Raw genomic sequence first — 21,250 nt, 5'->3', positions numbered from 1 at the left:
TGCGATGATCGGCTCCGAGACACCGCCCGGACGCTTCGAGCGCCTCGTGACCCGGCTGCCCGAGGGGGCCGTGCTGCGCGGCGTCTTCGTGTCGCTGCTGGCGGTTTCGGCGGCGATCGTCTTTCTCGACTATCGCGACCTTTCGGCGGCGACCGAGGACGCCGAGCGGACGATGCGCACCGAGCCGCTGCCGCTGCAGCGGCCGGAGCCGGGCGACCAGGTCCGCCCCTATCTGCCGCGCACCATCCCGGTCGGGCCGGATCGCGGCGAGCCGGTGCTGCCGGGCCATGACGGCCCCGTCGGCGGCGAGGCGATGGCGGGGCCGATGCGCTTCATCGCCGCGCCGGGCGGCGCGGTGACGGCGATCGGGCGGATCGAGATCGGCACCGGGGCGCAGCTGACGGCGTTTCTCGCCGATGAGGGCATTCGCGCGGGATCGACCCTGCATCTGCATTCGCCGGGCGGCTCGGTGGACGACGCCATCGCGATGGCGCGCGAGATCCGGCGGCTGCGGCTGTCGACCTCCGTGCCGGACGACGGCTACTGCGCCTCGGCCTGCCCGCTGGTGCTGGCCGGCGGCGTGACGCGCGACGCGGGCGAGGGCGCCTGGGTCGGGGTGCACCAGGTCTATGCCGTCGACATTCCCGGCATGCCGGAGCTGCGCGACGTCGGCGCCTCGATCTCCGAAATCCAGGCGACGATCGCCCGCTGCCAGGAACTGCTGGTCGAGATGGGCGTCGATCCGGCGGTGTGGATCAAGGCGATGCAGACGCCGCCGGAAGAGCTCTACGTGCTGACGGAGGAGGACCTTTCGACCTACCGCATGGTGCAGGCCGAGCCGGACCCGGCGCTGTTCATCGGCCCGCCAGCGCCGGACGCGCCGACGGAGGCGGGAACGGCGGCGGTCACTCCAGAAGCTTCACCAGACGCAGGATGATCAGCGTCATCGTCACGGCGATGATCGCCAGGACGTAGTCGCCGAGGCCGCAGGCAAGGCCGACCGCGCCGGCGAGCCAGAGCGAGGCGCCGGTGGTCAGCCCCTTGACCTGACCGCGCGCCTGGATGATCGCGCCGGCGGCGAGGAAGGCGACGCCGGCGGTGATTGCCTCGACGATGCGGACCGGGTCGGAGCGGATGTCGTCGCCGTCGAAGCTCTGTATCAGCTGCACCATCAGCAGCGTGAAGACGCAGGCGCCGATGCCGACCAGCATATGGGTGCGCAGCCCGGCGGAGTGGTCGTGGCGCTCGCGCTCGAAGCCGATGGCACCGGTCAGGACAGCGGCCGTCGCAAGTCGCGACGCCTGGGTGAGGGCGGTGGACCACAGGCCCGGCTCGATCAATTCGTTCATCGTCCCCTCCAGAAACGTCCGATCGGCAGAAAAACGCCGGTTCAGCCCGGCAGTTTCGCCCCGAGCCAGTCGATCAGGCCCGCGACCGCGGTCGCGCGGTAGGACTCGATCTCGTGCAGCGTCTCGTGGCGCGCACCCTGGACGATCTCGACCGTGACGTCGTGGCTGGCGGCGAGCCGCAGCCGGCCGGCGAGCTGGCGCGCCGCCTCGCCGTAGCCGGTCGCCGGGTCGCCGGTGCCGGCGAGCAGATGAACCGGCAATCCGCCCGGCAGCATCGACAGGCCAGCCTCCGAGCCGCCCTGGAACATCAGGGACAGGACGTCCTCCATCATCGAGATGCTCGGCGAAAAGCCGCAGAGCGGGTCGGCGATGTAGGCATCGACCGCCCGCGAATCGTGGGACAGCCAGTCGAACATCGTTCGGCGCGGCTCGATCGCCTTGCCCCAGGCCTCGAAGGTGGCGCGCTGCAAGAGGCGGCTCGGCACGTCGGAGCCCTTCAGTGCCTTCTCGACCTTCAGCGCGGCGCGGCCGACGCGCTCCTCCAGCCCGGTCGACAGGTCGGCGTTCCAGACGGCGAGGGCGGCCAGGTCGCCGCCATGCCGCTCGGCGTAGTTCATTGCGATGATGCCGCCCATGGAATGGCCGAACAGGGCGACCGGCAGGCCGGGATGACGGGCGACGGCGTCGAGATGCACCGCGCGGCAGTCGACCATCACCTTCTCGGCGCCGCCCTTGCGGGCGAAGCGGCGCAGCACGGCATCGGCCGCGACGGTGGAGCCGTGGCCGCGGTGATCGTGGGCGAAGACGTGATAACCGGCCTCGGCGAGTTCGCCGGCGAGCCGGCCGTAGCGGCCGGCATGTTCGGCAAGGCCGTGGAAGATCAGCACGATGCCGCGCGGCGCGCCGACCGCCTTGCGGGCGTAGACATGCACGGCGGCGCCGGAGCGGCTGTCGATGGTGGCGTGGTCGTCGAACATCAGCCTCGCCGATACCGCATTGCTGGCGGCGGAGATAGGGTCGGGCGGGCGGCGCGACAGGTGGGGCCGGGACGGCCATCTCCTTGCTCCTGCCCCATCGGCTTGCTAGCGCGGGGGATGCGTATGATCTCGACCGTTTCGCTGGGCCTTGCCGTCGTCACCGGCCTGACTGCCGTCCCGGCGCTGGCCCAAGTCCCGATGACCGGCCGCTTCATCGCGGAAGTCTACTGTCCTTCGGTGCCGGAACTCGGCACTGTCGACAATCCGGGCGCCATCGCCACCGAGCCGGGCCGCGAATATCGGCTGCTGGCGCGGACGGCGGCGCCGGCGACGCATTACCTGATCGAGATTCCCGGTGCCGAACCGCCGCTGCGCTGGGTGGCGATCGGCTGCGGCCGGGTCGAGACGGAGGGCCAGGCCGCCAGTCTCGGACAGGCAGATCCCGCGCGCCGCGCCTGATGCCAGCTGGGGACGCGTCGATGTTATCAATCTGCCGTCGGATGGCTGTAAATCTTGGGCCAGGATCGAATCCGACCGGAGATGGGCGATGAGGCGGTATATTCCGTTGCTAGCGGGGCTGATGCTGCTGCCGGGGCAGGCCGAGGCGCAGGTGCCGCTCGACGGCTTCGTCGTGGCGCGGTCCGCGTGCCCGGCGACGCCGGCGATCCGCAACGCGGCCAATCCCGGCAATGTCAGCCTCGTCGTGGAACGCGCCTACCGGCTGATCGGCGAGAACCGCGCCGACGGCACGCATTACCTGATCGAGGTGCAAGGCGCCGAACCGTCCCGGCGCTGGATCGCAAAAGGCTGCGGCGACTGGGTGGCGATGGTCGCGCCGAGCGACGGCACCGGCGGGAGCGTGTCGAACGATGGCAGCGGGACAGGCGTGCCCGGCGACAGCGAGCCCGTGGCCGGCGGTGGCCAGACGGATGGCGCGGCGCACGCCGATCTGGTCATCGCCATCAGCTGGCAGCCGGCCTTCTGCGAGACGCGTCCGGGCAAGCCCGAGTGCGCAGAGCAGACCGAGGGCCGGTTCGACACGACGAATTTCTCGCTGCACGGGCTGTGGCCGCAGCCGCGCGGCGTCGAATATTGCGGCGTCGCCGCCGCCGACCAGGCGAGCGACCGGGCCGGGCGCTGGAGCGACCTCGCGCCGGTGGACCTGTCCGCCGCGACGCAAACGGCGCTCGCCGAGACGATGCCCGGCACACGCTCGGCGCTGGAGCGGCACGAATGGGTCAAGCATGGCACCTGCTACGGCACCGACGCGGAGGAATATTTCGCCGACTCGCTGACCGTGATGGCGGCGGTCAACGGCTCTGCCGTGCGCACGCTGTTTGCCGAGCGGATCGGTGAGGATGTGACGCAGGCCGAGATCCGCGCCGCCTTCGACGCCGCGTTCGGCGCGGGCGCCGGCGAGCGTGTGCGGGTGACCTGCGCCAACGATGGCGGCCGGCGCATCGTCACCGAGCTGACGGTCGGGCTGGCGGGCGAGATCAGCCCCGATGCCGACATCGCCGCGCTGATCCGGGCGGCCCCGACGACCGACGGCGGCTGTCCCGGCGGCGTGGTCGACGCGGTGGGGCTGCAGTAGCCGCGGTGGCGGGAAAAGCCTGTTCGGCGGTCTGGCCGGGCTGACCGGGCAGATCCGGTCGCGGGGAACGATGCATGGCCGCGACGATTGACCCAACAGTCAATCAGCGGAGCCGAGCCATGTCGCAATCCGATTTCTCCTGGTCCATCCTCTTCATGCGCGCCGGCTATGCCGGGCGTGGGCTGGTCTATCTCGTCGTCGCCGGGTTCTCGCTCTACGCCATCTGGGTCGGCGGGCAGGCGCAGGGGACGTCCTCGGCGCTGGAGCAGCTAGAGAATACCGGCTGGGGCATGGCGGTGCTGTTCCTGATCTTTCTCGGCATGGTGGCCTATGCGATCTGGCGCCTCATCGATGCGATCTACGATCTCGAAGCCTATGGCAGCGAGGCCAAGGGGATGATCGCGCGCACCGGCATGCTGATCACCGGCATCATCCACCTGGCAATCGGCATCTCGGCGTTCTCGCTGCTGTTCATGGGCGGCGGCGACAGCGGCGGTGGCGGCGGATCGTCGATCACCGGCGCGGTGGCGACGGTCATGGGCCTGCCCGCCGGGCGCTGGATCGTCGGCATCGTCGGCGCGATCGTCATCGCGACCGGCGCCTATTATCTCCACAAGGCGTGGAAGGAGAAATACCGCCAGCACATCCGCGCCAACGAGTTCACGCTGCGCTGGAACTTCATGCTGAAGGCCGGGCTCGGGGCGCAGGGGCTGGTGATCGCGATCATCGGTGGGCTGTTCGTCTATGCGGCGTGGCGCGCCAATGCGAACGAGGCAGGCGGCGTCGGCGAGGCGTTCGACTGGCTGACGGCGCAGCCCTACGGCCAGTTCCTCGTCGTATTCGTGTGTGTCGGGCTGCTGGGCTTCGCGCTGTTCTGCTTCGTCAATGCCGCCTACCGGATCATCCCGAAGGCCGAGGGCGACGACATCGAGACGCTGGGCGCGCGGCTTGAGGCCAAGGCGCGGCAGGCGGTCGGCTAGGACCGTGCTTCAAGGCGGCGGGCGGCGTGGGTTCGGCGGACGGCGCGATGACGCTGCCCGCCAGATTCGAGGATGGAGGGGGCCGGCCGCAGGCCGTCAGTTGGCCCGCAGTTCCTCGTAGGAGACCATGACGTGCTCGCGAAAAGCGGGCCGTTCGGTCAGGGCAGCGTAGTAGCGCTCGATCGCAGGGTGCGGGGGGCGCTCGATGGGCAGGTCGAAATAGCGGTAGAGCATGTAGCCGAACTGCATGTCGGCGAGGGTGAAGTTGGGGCCGGCGAGGAAGCCGTGTTCGGCGATGCGCGCCTCGGCGATGTCGAGTTTCGGCTTGAGCGCCCGGACCGCGGCGCCGATGGCGCGCTGGTCGCGCTCGGCTTCGGGCACGCGCACGATCTGCCAGAACACCGGACCGCTGAAGTTCTGCCAGATGTTCAGCTTGGCCCACTCGCCCCATTTGTCGATCTGGGCGCGTTCGGAGAGGTCAGCCGGCCAGAACGGCGCTTCGCCGTAGCGGCTGGCCAGATAGCGCGTGATGACGGCGGATTCGAACAGCGGCGCGTCGTCCCCGTCCTTCAGGACCGGCACGAGGCCGTTGGGGTTCATCGCCAGGAATTCCGGCGTGTCGTTGCCGCCGTATCGGTGGCCGACATCGTGGCGCCGGACTTCCAGCCCCAGCTCGGCGATGCACCACATCACCACCTGCACATTCGACGACGTCCGGCGTCCCCATACTGTCAGCATTCGTGTCTTTCTCCCGATCCTGCCATCGTGCCGCCGTTGCCCCGCGGCCGCCGATGGCTTACGTACGGCACAACTTTTCCATCATTCCGACACGGAGCGACCGCGCGCCATGGCACGCCAGTTCATCTATCACATGTCGGGCCTGACCAAGGCCTACGGCACCAAGAAGGTTCTGGAGAACGTCCATCTGTCGTTCTACCCGGACGCCAAGATCGGCATTCTCGGCCCCAACGGCTCCGGCAAGTCCACCTTGCTGCGGATCATGGCGGGGACGGACGACGAGTATACCGGCGAGGCCTGGGCCGCCGAGGGCGCCAAGGTCGGCTACCTGCCGCAGGAGCCGCATCTCGACGAGTCCAAGACGGTGTTTGAGAACGTCATGGAAGGCGTCGCCGACAAGCAGGCGATCCTCGACCGCTACAACGAGCTGATGATGAACTACTCCGACGAGACGGCGGAGGAGGGGGCGAAGCTCCAGGACGTCATCGACGCGCAGGATCTCTGGGACCTCGAAAACCAGGTCGAGATGGCGATGGCCGCGCTCGGCTGTCCGCCGTCCGACGCCAATGTCGTCGGCCTCTCCGGCGGCGAGAAGCGGCGCGTGGCGCTCTGCAAGCTGCTGCTGTCCAAGCCCGACATCCTGCTGCTCGACGAGCCGACCAACCATCTCGACGCCGAGACGATCCTCTGGCTCGAAAAGCACCTTCGCGAATACGCGGGCTCGGTGCTGATGGTCACCCATGATCGCTACTTCCTCGACAACGTCACCGGCTGGATCCTCGAGCTCGATCGCGGCCGCGGCGTTCCCTACGAGGGCAACTACTCGGTCTATCTGGAGAAGAAGGCCAAGCGCATGCAGCAGGAAGGGCGCGAGGACGACGCCCGGGTGCGTGCGCTCACAAGAGAGCGCGAGTGGATCCAGCAGGGCGCCAAGGCGCGGCAGACCAAGTCGAAGGCCCGCATCCAGGCCTATAACGAGCTGGTCGAGGCGGCCGAGAACCGCAAGCCTGCGGACGGGCGGATCGTCATCCCGACCGGCGAGCGGCTCGGCAATCGGGTCATCGAGGTCGAGAACCTGACCAAGAGCTACGGCGACCGGGTGCTAATCGAGAACCTGTCGTTCAAGCTGCCGGCCGGCGGCATCGTCGGCATCATCGGGCCGAACGGCGCCGGCAAGTCGACGCTGTTCAAGATGATCACCGGGCAGGAGAAGCCCGATTCCGGCAAGATCGATATCGGCGAGACGGTCGATCTCGGCTATGTCGACCAGAGCCGCGACCATCTCGACGGCTCGAAGAACGTCTGGGAGGAAATCTCCGGCGGCGTCGACATCATGAAGCTCGGCAAATACGAGATGAACTCCCGGGCCTATGTCGGCAACTTCAACTTCAAGGGCCCGGACCAGCAGCAGAAGGTCGGCACGCTTTCCGGCGGCCAGCGCAACCGCGTGCATCTCGCCAAGATGCTGAAATCCGGCAGCAACGTCATCCTGCTCGACGAGCCGACCAACGACCTCGACACCGAGACGCTGACGGCGCTCGAGGATGCGCTGGAGGAATATGCCGGCTGCGCCGTGGTGATCAGCCATGACCGCATGTTCCTCGACCGCCTGGCGACGCACATCCTCGCCTTCGAGGGCGACAGCCACGTCGAGTGGTTCGAGGGCAATTTCGAGGATTACGAGCAGGACAAGATCCGCCGTCTCGGACCGGAATCGGTCAACCCGAAACGGCCGACCTACAAGCGCCTGACGCGCTGATCCGGGCCCTTGCCGGGCCGGCCTTTGGAGGCTGGTCCGGCATCGTTCTGCGTTGATTTCCAGATGCGGGAGTCTGCTGGGCGTTGCGACGGCCGCCTGCTATGGTGACGGCTACCGGGGCAGGAGCAATCGCGATGGATCGGCGCAGCAACGGGGTTGCGGCATTGCTGGGCGCGGGCCTCCTGCTCCTCGGCCAGACGGCTGCCGATGCGAGGCCGGCGCAATGTTTCGCCACCGACGACGGTCATTTCGCCTGCGACTTCCGGACGACGGATTCTGCCGGCAGCTTCACCATCGTCGGGCCCGAAGCGACGTATATCGTGCTGGTCGACAGTCCCGGCCGTGCGTTCGGCTTCGTCAATCTCGGCAACCGCAACATTCCGCTCGCCGGCCCCTTCGTTCGCGAACGCGCCGATCCGGCCTGCTGGGCGAACGCCGAGACGGGAACCCGCATCTGCGCGTGGGGAGGCCGCCCGCGGTGCCACAGGCAATCGATGGCTGTGATTCGTTCAGGCGACACTCAGCAAGTGTTTTCGGCACGAAAATGTCAGCCCGATCGATCGTCATGAAGCGACTGATTTCGCATGTATCTGAGTGGCCGGCTTAACCCTGAAATCAGTGTTGGCCTAACGATGTGTTGCGGACTTCGAAATAGTTTTCGATAACTCCTTCCCAGACGAGACGGTCGAGACCAGCGACGCGCATGAGCATTCCAGAATTCCAGCGGATCTTCGACGTCCTGCCGACGCCCTACATGGTCGTCGACCGGGAGCTTCGTTACGTCGCTGTGAACCTGGCCTATGCCGATGTCGTGCTGCGTTCGGCGGACGAACTGGTCGGCAAGCCGCTTTTCGAGATGTTTCCCGACGACGGCGAGAGCGGGCGCCGGCTGCGCGCCTCGTTCGCGCAGGTCATCGCCGACGGCGAACCCGACACGATCGCCTTCATCCCGTATGACATTCCCGTGCCGGCGGAGCGCGGCGGCGGCGTCGAGCGGCGTTTCTGGACTGCCACCCATACGCCGATCCTCGGTGCGGACGGGCAGGTCGAGTTCGTCGTCCAGAACACGATCGACGTGACCGACATCGTCCGCATCAAGGAAGCCGAGACGCTGCCGTTCCGCTCGATCCCGGGCGAGCTGGCGCTGCTGCGCCACGCCCAGGAGGTCGAGGAGGCCTATCAGGAGAAGGTCTCCGAGAGCGAGGAGTTCCGGCGGCTGTTCCGCCAGGCGCCCGGCATGATCGCGGTGCTGGAGGGCCCGGACCACGTCTTCACCTTCGTCAACGACAGCTATCTGCGCTTCATCGGCAACCGCAACCTGATCGGCCTGCCGATCCGCCAGGTGCTGCCGGACATCGCCGGGCAGGGCTATTTCGAGATGCTCGACCGGGTGTACGCGACCGGGCAGACGGTTTCGGGCGAGGGCGTGCGGCTGATGCTCCAGAGCGGCCCGGACACAGAGCCGATCGAGACCTTCCTCGACTTCTCCTACAATGCCATCCGCGACGCCGACGGGCAGATCAGCGGTGTGTTCGTGCAGGCGACCGACCGCACCGAGTCGGTCCGTGCCGCCGAACGGCAGCGGTTGCTGATCGACGAATTGAACCACCGGGTGAAGAACACGCTGTCGACGGTGCAGTCGATGGCCCGGCAGAGCTTCCGCAACATCCGCGACCCCGAGGAGGCGCGCTATGCCTTCGAGGCGCGGATCATGGCGCTGAGCCAGGCGCACAACGTCCTGTCGGCGCGCCGCTGGGAGGCCGCCGGCCTGTCGGTCCTGCTGACGCAGGAGCTGTCGGTGTTCTCCCCGGATCGTGTCCGGATCGGCGGGCCGGAAGTGCATCTGTCGGCCAAGTCGGCCATCGCGCTGGCGATGGTGTTCCACGAGCTCGCCTCGAACGCGGCACGCTATGGCGCGATGGCCGGCGAGGATGGAAAGCTTTCGGTGACCTGGACGACCAGCGGCCGCGGCGCGCGCCGGATGCTCGACGTCGTCTGGCAGGAGAATACGCCGACCGCCGAGCCAAGGAGTTTCGCGCCCGGCTTCGGCATGCGAATCCTGAAGCGGATCATCGAGGGAGAGCTGTCGGGATCGCACGCTCTTGACCTTCTCGACACCGGCCTCATCTGCCGGTTCCAGGTAGCGCTCTCCGAGGTCGAAGATATTGAAAGTTCAGCCGCATAGGCAGTCTGGTGATCTGACCGGGGTGAAGGTGTTCGTCGTCGAGGACGAAAGCCTCGTCGCCATGCAGCTCGAAGACATGCTCGACGACCTCGGATGCAATGTCGTGGCGACCGCCATGCGGGTCAGCGGCGCACACCGGCTGATCGATTCAGGGCTCGAGATCGACGTGGCGATCCTCGACGTCAATATCGGCGGCGAGACCGTCTACCCGGTGGCCGAGCGGATGCGCGAAGCCGGCATCCCCATCGTCTTCGCCACCGGCTACGGCCGCGGCGGCGTCGAGGAGCGCTGGCACGACTGCCCGATCCTGCAGAAGCCCTACACGATCCAGCAGATCGAGACCTCGATCGACACCGTCCTGCGCTAGGCCCGGCAAGGGCCGGTCATTCGTCGCGCGTGCCGGTCAGCAGCATCACCAGCGCCCGTTCGCTGATCCCGAGGGTCGCGACCGCGGCGTGCGGGTAGCTCAGTCGCAGCCGCTCGTGGCGGGCGGGCTCGGCCAGCAGCATCAGCCGGACACCGGCGGCCGTCAGCGCCGCATCGACGTCGCCGTCCAGCGTTGCGCCCGGTTCCAGCGCCACCACGGCGAGCGAGAAGCGCCGCCGGAGCAGCCGGTCGAGTGCCGTCGCCCGGTCGGGAACGATCGTGGCGCGAGCCCCGGCTTCCTCCAGCGCGTTCGCCGTTCGCATGGCGCGTCTGGCATCGGGGTCGACGACCAGCGTCTCACTGCCGGCCAGGAGGCTCGCCCAGGAGAAATTGTCGAAACTGTCGAGACCGGTGCTCATGGCGCGAGCAGAGCACCCGGCCGGGACCGCCGCAAGCCAATGGCGGTCGTGCTGCGTTGCAACGCGGCAGGCCGCGCGCTATCGAAATGGTCATCGACCGGTGGCGGTACGGCGCGAATTGGCCCGGCACCCGGCATAAGCGGATGATTCAATGGACGTTTTCGTCAAGACCATGATGGACAGCTTCGGGCCGTTCGGCATCGCGATGCTGATGTTCCTGGAGAATATCTTTCCGCCGATCCCCTCCGAACTGATCATGCCGCTGGCCGGATACGAGGCCGCGGCGGGCCGGATGTCGATTGTAGCCGTTATCGTCGCCGGGACGATCGGCTCGCTCGCCGGCGTTGTGCCCTGGTACTATGCGGGGCGCCTGATGGGCGGGGTGCGGCTGAAGCGGCTGGCGGCCCGGCACGGGCGCTGGATGACGCTGTCGCCGGGCGACGTCGATACGGCCAATGACTGGTTCGGCCGGCACGGCGTCGCCGCGGTGCTGTTCGGCCGCCTGGTGCCGACGGTGCGGACGCTGATCTCGGTGCCGGCCGGCATCGCGCGCATGTCGATCGGCACGTTCCTGATCTTCTCGGCCATCGGCAGCGCGATCTGGACGGCGCTGCTGGCCTTCGCCGGCTATCTGCTGGGGCAGAACTACGAGGCGGTGGAGGGCTATGTGGGGCCGGTGTCGAACACCGTCCTGGTGGTGATCGTGGTCTTCTACGTCTACCGGGTGGTCACCTTCGAGCGCGCCCACGCGTCGGAGTTCAAGCCCGGCGATGGAAAGGCCTGACCATGGCGAGCAGTGCGGTGGGACAGGAGACGCTGGATCTCGGCGAGACGGTGCAGCCGCAGCGCTTGGCGCCGCCGGAGCGCAAGCGGGCCTTCCGGCTTGCGGGCAGCGCGACCGCGCTCTACCGCACCGACGGCAGCGGCTTCGAGACGACGCCGGTGGACGCGCTCGAGCTCGGTTATGACGGGCTTGCGGGCGACCGCCATGGCGGCCTGACGCGGCGGGCCGGCGGGCGCGAGCCCTGGTACCCGCGCGGCACCGAGATCCGCAACGAGCGGCAGGTCTCGCTGCTCTCGGCCGAGGAACTGGCGGAGACGGCGGAAGCCCTCGGCATCGACGAGATCCGGCCGGAATGGGTCGGCGCCAATCTGCTGATCGCCGGCATTGCGCGACTGACCTTCCTGCCGCCGCGCACGCTGTTGATGTTCGAGGGCGGCGTCACGCTGAAGATCGACGGGGACAATGCCCCGTGCCGGGCGGCCGGGCACGCGGTGGCACGGCATCATGCCGGGCGCGCCGACATCCCCTTCGCCTATGTCCGGGCGGCCAAGCACCGGCGCGGGCTGGTCGGCTGGGTCGAGAAGCCGGGGCGGATCGAGGCCGGGGAGCGGTTCGAGGCGCGCGTGCCGGAGCAGTGGATCTACGGCGCCTAGTCGTCCGGGTCGGATTCGTCCTGCTCATCAGCATCCGGCGTGTCTTCCGGCGAGGTATCGTCCGAAACGTCCGGATCGAGGCGCCGTGTCGCGCCCCAGCGATCGAGCACCGCGTTGATGTCGTCGAGCACGAAATAGCGCGCCGCGTCGCGGTCGTAGCCGTCATCCATCAGCTCGTCGTAGTCGGTATGGGCGTGCCTGATGTGCGAGATGGCTGCGAGCCAGATGGCGCGCTCCGAGGGCAGCGGGCGCATGTGGCGCGAGCGCGCCGCCGCGCGGATCGCCTCGGCGTCGATGAACGGCGCGCGCGGGATCAGGGCGGTGAGGGCGCGGGCGATGCGCTTCTGGCGTTCGGTGGCCACCAGCGATCAGGGGGCGGGCGGGGCGTCGACCGACGCGAGGTACGGCTTGAGGTCGAGGAGCGGCGTGCCGTCGAGGACGTCGATCGCGTCGATGGTCAGGATGCCGGCCTCGATATCGATCGCCTCGATCCGCACCAGATGCATGCCGATCGGGTTGGGCCGGACCGGCGAGCGCAGCGAGAAGGTGCCGCGCGGGCCGGCGGCATGCCGCGGCACCTGCAGCGCCAGGTCGCGGGTGGCCTGGTCGAGCCAGGTGAGGAGATGCACGTAGGCGCCCGTCGCCAGGCCCTGCAGGGCCGGCCGGAAGGCGGCGTCGATCTCGACCGTCGCCGTCTGGCCGCGCTCCCGCGCCGCGCCGATGTTCTTCGGGCAGGCGCTGCGCTCGGCCCAGGGCGAGCGGATGCGGCCGATGAAGACCAGGCCGGCATCGTCATAGGCCGGGGCGGGTGCGGCGAAGCGCACTTCGCCGGGACGGGCGCCGTCGGCGGCGGGTCGTGGCGTGGCCAGATCGGTCATCGGGCGGCCCGCGTCGGAGTCGGGAAGCCGGGAGCCGCCGACAAGGCGGTCCGACGATCCAACTTCAGCTTGCAGCGATCACCGTTTCGATATAAACATATCTTTATATCGTGATTGGAAGTCTTCATGCTGGACATTCGCAAGCTCTCTTTCGGATCCTTCGTCGACGCGCTGAAAGCCGTCGCCGAACCGACCCGGCTGCGACTCGTCCTGCTTCTGGCGCGCAACGATCTCACTGTCAGCGAGCTTACGTCGATTCTCGGCCAGTCGCAGCCGCGGATCTCGCGGCACCTGAAGCTGCTGGTCGAATCGGGGGTGCTGCTGCGCTATCAGGAAGGCGCCTGGGCGTATTTCCGGGTCTCCGACGAGGCGACCATGTCCGGGCTGGTGCGCACGCTGGTCGGCTGGGTCGACGACGGCGATCCGGAAATCCGCCGCGACCTCGAGCGGCTGGAATCGGTTCGCGCCGACCGCGCCCGCCGGGCCGCCAGCTATTTCGCCAGCAATGCCGGGCACTGGGACCGGATCCGGGCGCTGCATGCCTCCGACGCCGAGGTGGAGCGGGCGCTGCTCGACGCGCTGGGCGGCAAGCGGATCGGCACGCTGCTCGACATAGGCACCGGCACCGGCCGGCTCCTGGAACTGCTGGCGCCGCGCTGCGAGCGGGCGGTCGGCGTCGACGCCTCGCGCGAGATGCTGGCGATCGCCCGGACCAAGCTCGACCAGGCCGGCATCGCCAACGCGCTGGTGCGCCAGGGCGACGCCTATCATCTGCCGGTGGAGCGTCAGTCCTTCGACCTCGTGACGATCCACCAGGTGCTGCATTATCTCGACGATCCGGCCGCGGCCGTCGCCGAGGCGGCGCGGGCGCTGGCGCCGGGCGGTCGGATGGCGATCATCGACTTTGCGCCGCATTCGCTGGAGTTTCTGCGTGCCGAACACGCGCATCTGCGCCTCGGCTTTTCCGACGAGGCGCTCAACGCCTATCTGGAGGAGGCGGGGCTCGAACCGGTCTCCATCCAGCATCTCGTCTCGACGGGCGAGCAGACCGGCGAACTCACCGTGACCCTCTGCATCGCCCGCGACCCGCGCCTCCTCGTCGCCGAATCCACACTTTCCATCCAAGCCAGCTGAGAAGAACCTGCCATGAGCCGCACCAGCCCGCTTTCCCCTTCCGGGATCAACGTCTCCTTCGAGTTCTTCCCGCCGAAGTCGGAGAAGATGGAGGAAAATCTCTGGCGCTCGATCGAGCGGCTCGCGCCGCTGGGGCCGCGCTTCGTCTCCGTCACCTACGGGGCCGGCGGCTCGACCCGCGAGCGCACCCATTCGACCATCGAACGAATCCTCAAGGAGACCAGCTTGACGCCGGCGGCGCACCTGACCTGCGTCGACGCGTCCCGCGAGGACGTCGATGCGGTGGTGCGCCAGTACTGGGAGACCGGCGTGCGCCATTTCGTGGCGCTGCGCGGTGACAGCCAGGCGGGCGTCGGCGGCGAATATGTCGCGCGGCCCGACGGCTATCGCAACGCCGTCGAATTGGTCGCGGGGCTGAAAGCCTTCGCCGATTTCGAGATCTCGGTCTCGGCCTATCCGGAGAAGCACCCCGAGAGCCCGGATTTCGCCACCGACATCGACCTCCTGAAGCGCAAGGTCGACAATGGCGCGACGCGCGCCATCACCCAGTTCTTCTTCGACAACGACGTCTACGAGCGTTTCGTGGAGCGGGTGCGCAAGGCAGGGATCTACATCCCGATCGTTCCCGGCATCGCGCCGATCCACGATTTCACCAAGATCGCCCGCTTCTCTAGTGCCTGCGGCACGAAGATCCCGTCATGGCTGGCCGAGCGCTTCGACGGGCTGGAGAACGACGAGCAGACCCGCAGCCACGTGGCGGCCGCCGTCTGCGCCGAGCAGGTGCTCGACCTCACCAGCCGGGGCATCTCGGACTTCCATTTCTACACGATGAACCGGGCGGACCTAGTCTATTCGATCTGCCACATCCTTGGCCTGCGCGCCGGGACGGCGGGCGGTGCACAGGCCGAGGGCAAGGCGGAAGCCGCCTGAGCGCAAGTCATCCGTCCGAACGTGAAAAAGCCGGGGCGAACCCCGGCTTTTTCGTCTCTCGGCCATCTCGAAGATGGCCCCTGTCGCGCTGTTCAGGTCAGGGCACGATGCCCACGACCAGAGCGCCGACGAACGCAAATGCGGCACAGATAAACAGCAGGTTCATGGGACGTGTCAGTTCCATGGAAGCGCCTCCTCATCTGACGACGAGGGAGACGTTAACGGAGATGAGGAAATCGTAAAGGCGGTTTCGTTGCTGCACTGCAGCAGGAAATTCTTCCTCACGGCCGCCAGGCCCTGCGGGCAATAACGATGCAGCGCGAAGCCGGACGCTGTATTTTTTTGGCACAGATCCGGACCGAAGCGGCCGTCGGGCGATTCCGGCGACCGGCTCAGGCGCGAAGCCGCGCTTCCAGCAGCGCGCCGATGGCGAGTGCCTCGGCGTCGCGGCCGAAGCGGGTGACGATGCTGATGCCGAGCGGCAGCCCGGCCGTCGTTGTCAGGCCGGGCACGCTGACGCAGGGGTTGCCGGTGAGGGTCCAGAGCTTGTTCAAGGCGGGATCGCCTGTCGATCCGAGGCCTTCGGGAGCGGCGCCGAGCGCCGACGGCAGCAGCAGCGCATCGACTGTCTCGAACAGGCTCGTCGCCGTTCGACGCCCGATCCGGGCGGTCCGCCGCGCGGCATCGTAGTCTGCCGGGGAAATGGCCGCGCCCTCGTCGAGCTGCGCCAGCACGCGCGGCGCGATCGCCGCGCGGTGGGTGCGATGCTCCCACATCAGCGCGTGCGCGGCCTCGAAATTCTGGACGGCGCCGTGAACATCGCGCGCCGCCGAGAGCGCCGCGGGTTCGGCCACCTCCACCAGCGTCGCGCCGGCAGCTTCCAGGGCGCGGGCGGCGCGGTGCCATGCAGCCTGCATCTCTGGTTCGATCAAGGCGTCGACGCTGCTTCGGTAGAGGCCGATCCGCAGCCCCGCGGCATCTGCGAGGGGGGCACGGGCGAGGTCGCGGCCGGTCAGACGAGCGGCGAGCAGTGCGACGTCGGCGACGCCGGCGGCGAACAGGCCGGCCGTGTCGAGCGACCAGGCAAAGGTCTTCATGCCGACGGTCGGCAGCAGCCGGAAGCTCGGCTTGTAGCCGGCGACGCCGCAATAGGAGGCCGGCCGCAGCACCGAGCCGCCGGTCTGCGAGCCGCAGGCGCCGGCGACCATGCCGGCCGCGACCGCCGCGGCCGAGCCGGATGAGGAGCCGCCGGGCGTGCGGGATATATCGTGGGGATTGCGAGTGCCACAGGGATCGAGCGAGGCGAACTGGGTGGTCGCGGTCTTGCCGAGGATTGCCGCGCCGGCCTTGCGCGCCATTGCGACCAGGGCGGCGTCGGCGACCGGGCGGTGCCTGGCATAGAGCGGCGAGCCGTGCTCGGTCGCCATGTCGGCGGTGTCGAAGATGTCCTTGACGCCGAACGGCACGCCCGCCAGCGGCCCAGTCGCGGCGATGGCCGCAGCAACGCTTTCCGCCGGCGCGCGGCGCACGAAGGCGGCGATCTCGCCGTCCAGCGCGTCGATCCGCTCCTCAGCTGCGCCGATGATCCGGGCCGGCGTGGTCAGGCCGGCCTCAATGTCGGCGACGAGGCGGGCGAGACCGAGCGGCTGGACGTTCATGCGGGAAGCTCCTAGGGATGACGCGCCCTCTTTAGGGTCGGCGACGGCAGCACGGCAAGGCCGGTCGCCCGGTCCGAGACACGACGCTGCCCCGCAACATTCGCCGCAGCCTGAGCTGCTTCGGCGATGCCCGTCCGACAGAATCGCAGGAGCTTTCCTTGCAGAAATTCAAGACGGCCAAGGACGCCGCGCTCGCGCTTCGGCCCGACGTGCCGGTCTACTGCTTCCGACCCGAGGTGCTGAAGGCCGACGCCAGGGGCTTCATGGCGGCTTTCGCCGGCGACACCGCCTATGCGGTGAAGACCAATGGCGAGCCGATGGTGCTCTCGACCCTCGCCGAGGCGGGGGTGAAGATCTTCGACGTCGCCTCGCCCGGCGAGTTCGCCGCCGTCCGCGCGGCGCTGCCGAAGGCCGAGATGCTCTACATGCATCCGGTCAAGGCGCAGTCGGACATCAGGCTGGCGCTCGAGACCTACGGCATCCGCGTCCTGTCGCTCGACCACGAGGACGAGGTCGCCAAGATCCTGCGGATCGTGCGGGCGCTCGACCTCGATCCGGGGACGATCACCCTGTTCGTGCGTATCCAGACCAGGGGCCATGCCGCCTACGAGCTGTCGAAGAAGTTCGGCGCGGCGCCGGCCCATGCGGTCGAGCTCCTGCAGCGCTGCCACAAGATCGGCTTCAAGGTGGGCATCTGCTTCCATGTCGGTTCGCAGATCGAGGACCCGGACACCTACGAGCGGGCGCTCGCCTCGACCGACTGGGTGCGCAACCGTGCCGACGTGCCGCTCGCCGGGCTCGACGTCGGCGGCGGCTTTCCGGCCGAATACGGCCACGATCCGCGCCGCAAGAAGCGCGAGATGCCGGGGCTCGGGCAGATCATGTCGCGGCTGGACGGCGACATCAGGGAATGGGGCTTCGACGAGATGCCGCTGGTCGCCGAGCCCGGCCGGGTGATCGTCGCGCGGGCGTTCTCGCTGATCGTCCGGGTGCTGCTGCGCAAGGGCAAGCGGCTCTACATAAACGACGGCATCTGGGCGTCGCTGTCGGATTCATGGACCGGCAAGATCACCCTGCCGGCGCGCTTCATCCCGGACCCGGCGCGGCAGAGCCGCAACGGCGACCCCTCGAAGATCGAGGCGTTCAAGGTGTGCGGGGCGACCTGCGACAGCGTCGATATCCTGTCGCGGCCGTTCTGGCTGCCGGAGACGGTGGATACCGGCGACTGGATCGAGATCGGCCATATCGGCGCCTACTCGCTGTCGCTGCGCACGCGCTTCAACGGCTTCTATCCGGACACGTTCGTCGAGGTGACGACGCCGTTCGACGAGGGCGAGGCGGCCGAGGGCTATGCGAGCCTCGAGACGATGGCGGATTGAGGCCGACCGCGATCAACGGCGCCTGACGGGGACCCGTGTGGGCTGGCGGAGACGGTAGCGGCTTGTATCATGGCGGCGGCGACGGAGCCGGCGTGCCAGCCGACGCGGTTGTATGATCGCCGGCAATGCGCGGAGACATCATCCAATGCGTTCAGGGCATCTCACACCCGACCTGCCGCCGGTCTGGGCGATGGCGACCATAGCCGCCTCGGTCCTTGCGGCCTGGCTCGTCCCGATCGCCCGTTTCGGCTCCGCATGGAGCACCGGGCTCGGCATCCTGCTCGCCGTCGTCGGCATCGCGATCATGGCATGGTCGGCGCTGTGGTTCCGCCGGAAGAAGACCGAGATCATGCCGCGCCAGACGCCGACGGCGCTGATCGTCGAGGGGCCTTACCGGATCAACCGCAACCCGATCTATACCGGAATGGCACTTGTGGTGCTGGGGGTCGCGTTCTGGCTCGGCGCGCTGTCGGCGGTGGCGATCGCGATGATCTATCCGTTCGTGATCACTGCCCGCTTCATCCGCGGCGAGGAGGCGGGGCTGCGCCAGGCCTTCGGGTTCGAGGCCGAGCGCTATTTCGCGCGCACCCGCCGCTGGTAAGGCGCCTCAGCGCCGTTTCGGCGTGATATCCTTCATCGGCCGCTCGCGCATCGTCTCGCCGAGGTCCGTGTCGGCCTCGCCGAAGTGCTCGAGGATGATGTTGAGATTGCGCCGGTGCGCCTTGAAGAACACGTCGGCGACGTCGCCGGCGAGCGGCACGACGCCGATCGCAACGTCGAGCCCGAGATTGCCGAGCATCTTCACGATCTTGCTGGTCGGAAGCCCGAGCTGGCGCGCCTCGTTGACGATGTAGAGCCCGATCGCCCCACCGGCGACGTCGCCGACACCCGGGATCAGGCCGAGAACGGAATCGCCGCCGAAGCGGATGCCGGTGCCGGGAATCCGGATCGCCGTGTCCATCAGCCGCGCGATGCGGCTGACGCGCCGCAGGCGCCTGACGTGGTCGGGATGAAGCGGGGTCTGGGTCGGTTTCATGCGTCGTCGGCTCCTCACGGAGCGCTCACTGCTCCGTGCGCGCATATGGGGAGGACACGGCGAAGACAACAGGCGCAGTGAGAACGACGTGCCCGGCGCGAGCGCCTTGCCGCCCTTGGAGCTGGCGGCAAGGCTCCGCGGAGGCGGCGTCAGAGCGCCGACAGCAGGTCCGGCGTCGGCCAGCCGTCGGCGGGCAGGCCGAGGCGGATCTGTTCCTGGCGGACGGCGGCTCTGGTGTTTTCGCCGATGATGCCGTCGATGCCGCCGGTGTCGTAGCCGAGATCGCTCAGGCGCTGCTGCAGCTGCTTGGTGGTCTCGAGGTCAAGGCCCGGCTGCGGATTGCCCATGTCGACCGGCGGGGCGCCGGCAAGGCGGGTCGAGAAATAGGCCGCCGACAGCGAGTAGACGAGCGACTTGTTCCACTCGAGATAGATGTCGAAATTCGGGAAGGCGAGGAAGGCCGGACCGCCCCGGCCCATCGGCAGGATCAGCGATGACGGCAGGTCGTCGGTCTCCAGAGGCGAGCCGTCCGCCTTGGTGACGCCGAGCGCCGCGAAGGCCGAGCGGGGCTCCCTGTTGACCAGAGCGGCCCGTTCCCACGGGAAGTCGGACGGGACGGCGACGGCTTCGAGCCAGGGCTCGCCGCGCCGCCAGCCGAGCGACTGGATGTACTTGCCGGTGGTGACGAGAACGTCGGCGGCGTCCTGGCGCAGGTCGACCCGGCCGTTGCCGTCGCCGTCGGTGCCGAAGGCGATGTATTCCTCGGGCAGGAGCTGCGTCTGGCCGAGCTCGCCGGCCCAGGCGCCCTTCATTTCCGCCGGCGTCAGGTAGCCGCGGTCGACGATCTCGATCGCGCCGAGGAGGTGCGGGCGGAAGAGTTCCGGCCGGCGGCAGTCATGGGCGAGGGTGGCAAGCGCGGCCAGCGTGTCGAAATTGCCGAGCACCGCGCCGTAATCGGTCTCGAGGCCCCAGAAGGCGGCGATCACCGGACCCGGCACGCCGGTCTCGTCGAGCACGCGGGACAGGACGCCGGCGTGCTTGTCGAGATTGGCTTTGCCCTGGCTCAGCCGGTAGCCGTTGACCATCCGGGTGGCGAACTGCTCCCAGTCCTGGGCAAAGACGCCCTGGGCGCGGTCGGCGGCGAGCACCTTCGGATCCTGCCGCATGTTGGCGACGGCGGTGTCGACGGCGGCGGGCGACAGGCCCTTCGCCAGCGCCTCGGTCCGCACGCCCTCCAGGAACTGGCCGAAATCGCCGCCGCACTGCTGCGCGGCGGCAAGCGAGGTGCCGGCGAGGAGCATCGACAGGGTCACGGCGATATGGCGGGCTGCGGGCATGGGGCGATCCTATGGGCAAGCGTGTCGGTCGGCAGGGCTGATGCTGTCCCGCTAGCCGGCCATGATGGCAGTTTGAAGAACGTGCCTAGCCGGCGGTGTGGGTCTGCAGCCACCTGATCCAGTCGGCACGCGTGCCGGCGAAGACGTTGCGGTCGACCTCGCCCCTGATGCCGGGCACCGTGCCGCTCTCGGTATATTGCCAGAAATGGAAGTCGCGGTCCTCGTAGACATTCTTCGGATGATCCCGGACGGCGCGCAGCCACATCTGGTGCTGGCGGAAGGCGCCGACGAGGCGTTCGCGATGGACGTCGATCGGGATGTAGAGGATCGGCCGCTTGCCGTAGTGCCTCTCGAGGACGTCGGCCATGGCGCCGACCTCGCGCACGATCTCCTCGGTCGTCGGCCGACGGGTGCAGGTCGGCGAGAAGGGCGTCCACTCGATGTCGATCACCGGCGGCAGCGCGTTGCGCTCGCGCGGCACGTTGCGGATGAACCAGGCGGCCTGCTCGACGCCGGGACGGCAATGATACCAGAAATGATAGGCGCCGCGCGGCACGCCGGCGGCACCGGCGTTGCGCCAGTTCTCGAGGAAGCGGTCGTCGAGGATGTCGCCGCCTTCGGTCGCCTTGAGCCAGGCGAAGGCGGTGCCGCCCTGGCGGGCGGCATTCCAGTCGATCGTGCCCTGGTATTTCGACACGTCGATGCCGTGCACCGGATAGGCATGGGCGCTGTCGGCGCTGAAGCCGGACGGGGCAGGGGCAAGGCCGAGATCGTTGACGTCGAGCGAGGCGGAGCGGCAGCCGGCGAGGGCCAGTGCGGCGACCCCGGCGAGCATCAGCAAGCCGCCGCGAAACGGCCGACGCCGCCGCGTCGCCGTTTCGGGCCGTTCCGGGCGGCTGTGCCAAAGGGTGCAGCTGCGGATCGCAGAAAGAAGTCTCATCGTAACTCCGGATCGTCCTGCGCGAAACATTCCGACGGCAGGCTGTCGATGACTAGGACCGCCGCGCCACACATCGGGGTGTGATTGTCGAAGTCGGCGTCTGGGGCATCATTTCACCACGGATGGCTGGACCCGGGCTGTCCCGCCGCGCGGC

Annotated in this window: 24 protein-coding genes; 14 read left to right on the top strand and 10 right to left on the bottom strand. The window is 68.5% G+C overall.

All coding sequences use genetic code 11. The features are described from left to right. Positions 1-4 precede the first annotated feature (4 nt). Positions 5-937 (top strand): COG3904 family protein, encoded by a 933-nt coding sequence (locus GTW51_RS02615; RefSeq protein ID WP_163042300.1) that lies wholly within the window; start codon positions 5-7, stop codon positions 935-937. Here the strand turns inward: GTW51_RS02615 and GTW51_RS02610 are convergent. Further along, complete coding sequence (locus tag GTW51_RS02610) at positions 906-1,349, bottom strand: MgtC/SapB family protein (protein WP_163042299.1); 444 nt, start codon at positions 1,347-1,349, stop codon at positions 906-908. The genes GTW51_RS02615 and GTW51_RS02610 overlap by 32 nt on opposite strands. A gap of 41 nt (positions 1,350-1,390) precedes the next feature. Then, positions 1,391-2,326 (bottom strand): alpha/beta fold hydrolase, encoded by a 936-nt coding sequence (locus tag GTW51_RS02605; RefSeq protein WP_163042298.1) that lies wholly within the window; start codon positions 2,324-2,326, stop codon positions 1,391-1,393. 123 nt (positions 2,327-2,449) lie between these two features. On the opposite strand from GTW51_RS02605, the gene GTW51_RS02600 reads away from it, so the two are divergent. The 3 genes from GTW51_RS02600 to GTW51_RS02590 all read left to right on the top strand — a co-directional run bounded on the left by GTW51_RS02600 (position 2,450) and on the right by GTW51_RS02590 (position 4,900). Next, entirely contained in the window at positions 2,450-2,785 is a 336-nt protein-coding gene (locus GTW51_RS02600) for a hypothetical protein (protein WP_163042297.1), read from the top strand. 88 nt (positions 2,786-2,873) lie between these two features. Further along, positions 2,874-3,920: a ribonuclease T2 family protein gene (locus tag GTW51_RS02595; protein WP_163042296.1), complete on the top strand. Its 1,047-nt coding sequence runs from the start codon at positions 2,874-2,876 to the stop codon at positions 3,918-3,920. A 119-nt stretch (positions 3,921-4,039) separates the two neighbouring features. Continuing rightward, complete coding sequence (locus tag GTW51_RS02590) at positions 4,040-4,900, top strand: DUF1206 domain-containing protein (RefSeq protein ID WP_163042295.1); 861 nt, start codon at positions 4,040-4,042, stop codon at positions 4,898-4,900. A gap of 96 nt (positions 4,901-4,996) precedes the next feature. Here GTW51_RS02590 and GTW51_RS02585 read toward each other — a convergent pair whose 3' ends face one another. Continuing rightward, the gene (locus tag GTW51_RS02585; protein WP_163042294.1) at positions 4,997-5,638 is read right to left on the bottom strand and encodes a glutathione S-transferase family protein; all 642 of its coding nucleotides are present in this window, start codon (positions 5,636-5,638) and stop codon (positions 4,997-4,999) included. Between the two features lie 109 nt (positions 5,639-5,747). Here GTW51_RS02585 and ettA point away from each other — a divergent pair, with 109 nt between their 5' ends. From ettA to GTW51_RS02565, 4 genes are all read left to right on the top strand, one after another. Beyond that, the gene (gene ettA, locus GTW51_RS02580) at positions 5,748-7,397 is read left to right on the top strand and encodes an energy-dependent translational throttle protein EttA (protein WP_163042293.1); all 1,650 of its coding nucleotides are present in this window, start codon (positions 5,748-5,750) and stop codon (positions 7,395-7,397) included. Between the two features lie 134 nt (positions 7,398-7,531). After that, entirely contained in the window at positions 7,532-7,966 is a 435-nt protein-coding gene (locus GTW51_RS02575) for a hypothetical protein (RefSeq protein ID WP_163042292.1), read from the top strand. A 134-nt stretch (positions 7,967-8,100) separates the two neighbouring features. Further along, on the top strand, positions 8,101-9,582 hold the full coding sequence (locus GTW51_RS02570) for a sensor histidine kinase (RefSeq protein WP_163042291.1): 1,482 nt from the start codon (positions 8,101-8,103) through the stop codon (positions 9,580-9,582). A 22-nt stretch (positions 9,583-9,604) separates the two neighbouring features. Next, the gene (locus GTW51_RS02565) at positions 9,605-9,949 is read left to right on the top strand and encodes a response regulator (RefSeq protein WP_343033877.1); all 345 of its coding nucleotides are present in this window, start codon (positions 9,605-9,607) and stop codon (positions 9,947-9,949) included. 16 nt (positions 9,950-9,965) lie between these two features. Here GTW51_RS02565 and GTW51_RS02560 read toward each other — a convergent pair whose 3' ends face one another. Then, entirely contained in the window at positions 9,966-10,367 is a 402-nt protein-coding gene (locus GTW51_RS02560; RefSeq protein WP_163042289.1) for a hypothetical protein, read from the bottom strand. 151 nt (positions 10,368-10,518) lie between these two features. Here GTW51_RS02560 and GTW51_RS02555 point away from each other — a divergent pair, with 151 nt between their 5' ends. Both GTW51_RS02555 and GTW51_RS02550 read left to right on the top strand, forming a co-directional pair. Next, positions 10,519-11,151, top strand: coding sequence for a DedA family protein (locus tag GTW51_RS02555; protein ID WP_163042288.1), 633 nt, complete (start codon positions 10,519-10,521; stop codon positions 11,149-11,151). 2 nt (positions 11,152-11,153) lie between these two features. Then, positions 11,154-11,804: an MOSC domain-containing protein gene (locus tag GTW51_RS02550; protein ID WP_246232509.1), complete on the top strand. Its 651-nt coding sequence runs from the start codon at positions 11,154-11,156 to the stop codon at positions 11,802-11,804. On the opposite strand, the gene GTW51_RS02545 is transcribed toward GTW51_RS02550, so the two are convergent. Together GTW51_RS02545 and tsaA are read right to left on the bottom strand one after the other, a co-directional pair. Beyond that, positions 11,801-12,166 (bottom strand): DUF2293 domain-containing protein, encoded by a 366-nt coding sequence (locus GTW51_RS02545; protein ID WP_163042287.1) that lies wholly within the window; start codon positions 12,164-12,166, stop codon positions 11,801-11,803. The two genes, GTW51_RS02550 and GTW51_RS02545, sit on opposite strands and share 4 nt — an antisense overlap. Before the next feature lie 6 nt (positions 12,167-12,172). Further along, complete coding sequence (tsaA, locus tag GTW51_RS02540; RefSeq protein ID WP_163042286.1) at positions 12,173-12,682, bottom strand: tRNA (N6-threonylcarbamoyladenosine(37)-N6)-methyltransferase TrmO; 510 nt, start codon at positions 12,680-12,682, stop codon at positions 12,173-12,175. A gap of 126 nt (positions 12,683-12,808) precedes the next feature. Between tsaA and GTW51_RS02535 the strand changes: the two genes are divergently transcribed. Beyond that, complete coding sequence (locus GTW51_RS02535; protein WP_163042285.1) at positions 12,809-13,816, top strand: ArsR/SmtB family transcription factor; 1,008 nt, start codon at positions 12,809-12,811, stop codon at positions 13,814-13,816. Between the two features lie 12 nt (positions 13,817-13,828). Beyond that, a complete protein-coding gene (gene metF / locus GTW51_RS02530; protein WP_163042284.1) occupies positions 13,829-14,746 on the top strand; it encodes a methylenetetrahydrofolate reductase [NAD(P)H] in 918 nt (305 codons plus the stop codon). Between the two features lie 392 nt (positions 14,747-15,138). Here metF and GTW51_RS02525 read toward each other — a convergent pair whose 3' ends face one another. Further along, a complete protein-coding gene (locus tag GTW51_RS02525) occupies positions 15,139-16,404 on the bottom strand; it encodes an amidase (protein ID WP_163042283.1) in 1,266 nt (421 codons plus the stop codon). A gap of 158 nt (positions 16,405-16,562) precedes the next feature. On the opposite strand from GTW51_RS02525, the gene GTW51_RS02520 reads away from it, so the two are divergent. Next, positions 16,563-17,783 (top strand): alanine racemase, encoded by a 1,221-nt coding sequence (locus tag GTW51_RS02520; protein ID WP_163042282.1) that lies wholly within the window; start codon positions 16,563-16,565, stop codon positions 17,781-17,783. A 145-nt stretch (positions 17,784-17,928) separates the two neighbouring features. Next, positions 17,929-18,384, top strand: a complete 456-nt coding sequence (locus GTW51_RS02515) for a methyltransferase family protein (protein WP_163042281.1) — start codon at positions 17,929-17,931, stop codon at positions 18,382-18,384. A 6-nt stretch (positions 18,385-18,390) separates the two neighbouring features. On the opposite strand, the gene GTW51_RS02510 is transcribed toward GTW51_RS02515, so the two are convergent. The 3 genes from GTW51_RS02510 to GTW51_RS02500 all read right to left on the bottom strand — a co-directional run bounded on the left by GTW51_RS02510 (position 18,391) and on the right by GTW51_RS02500 (position 21,096). Continuing rightward, positions 18,391-18,819 carry a DUF4112 domain-containing protein gene (locus tag GTW51_RS02510; protein ID WP_163042280.1) on the bottom strand — a complete coding sequence of 143 codons (429 nt, stop codon included), beginning with the start codon at positions 18,817-18,819 and terminating at the stop codon, positions 18,391-18,393. 149 nt (positions 18,820-18,968) lie between these two features. Next, positions 18,969-20,156 carry a lytic murein transglycosylase gene (locus tag GTW51_RS02505; RefSeq protein ID WP_163042279.1) on the bottom strand — a complete coding sequence of 396 codons (1,188 nt, stop codon included), beginning with the start codon at positions 20,154-20,156 and terminating at the stop codon, positions 18,969-18,971. 85 nt (positions 20,157-20,241) lie between these two features. After that, positions 20,242-21,096: a glycoside hydrolase family 25 protein gene (locus tag GTW51_RS02500; RefSeq protein ID WP_246232508.1), complete on the bottom strand. Its 855-nt coding sequence runs from the start codon at positions 21,094-21,096 to the stop codon at positions 20,242-20,244. Between the last annotated feature and the right edge of the window lie 154 nt (positions 21,097-21,250).

The sequence above is a fragment of the Aurantimonas aggregata genome (assembly GCF_010500835.1).
Classification (GTDB): Bacteria; Pseudomonadota; Alphaproteobacteria; order Rhizobiales; family Rhizobiaceae; genus Aurantimonas; species Aurantimonas aggregata.
This window is presented reverse-complemented; position numbering and strand designations above follow the sequence as displayed.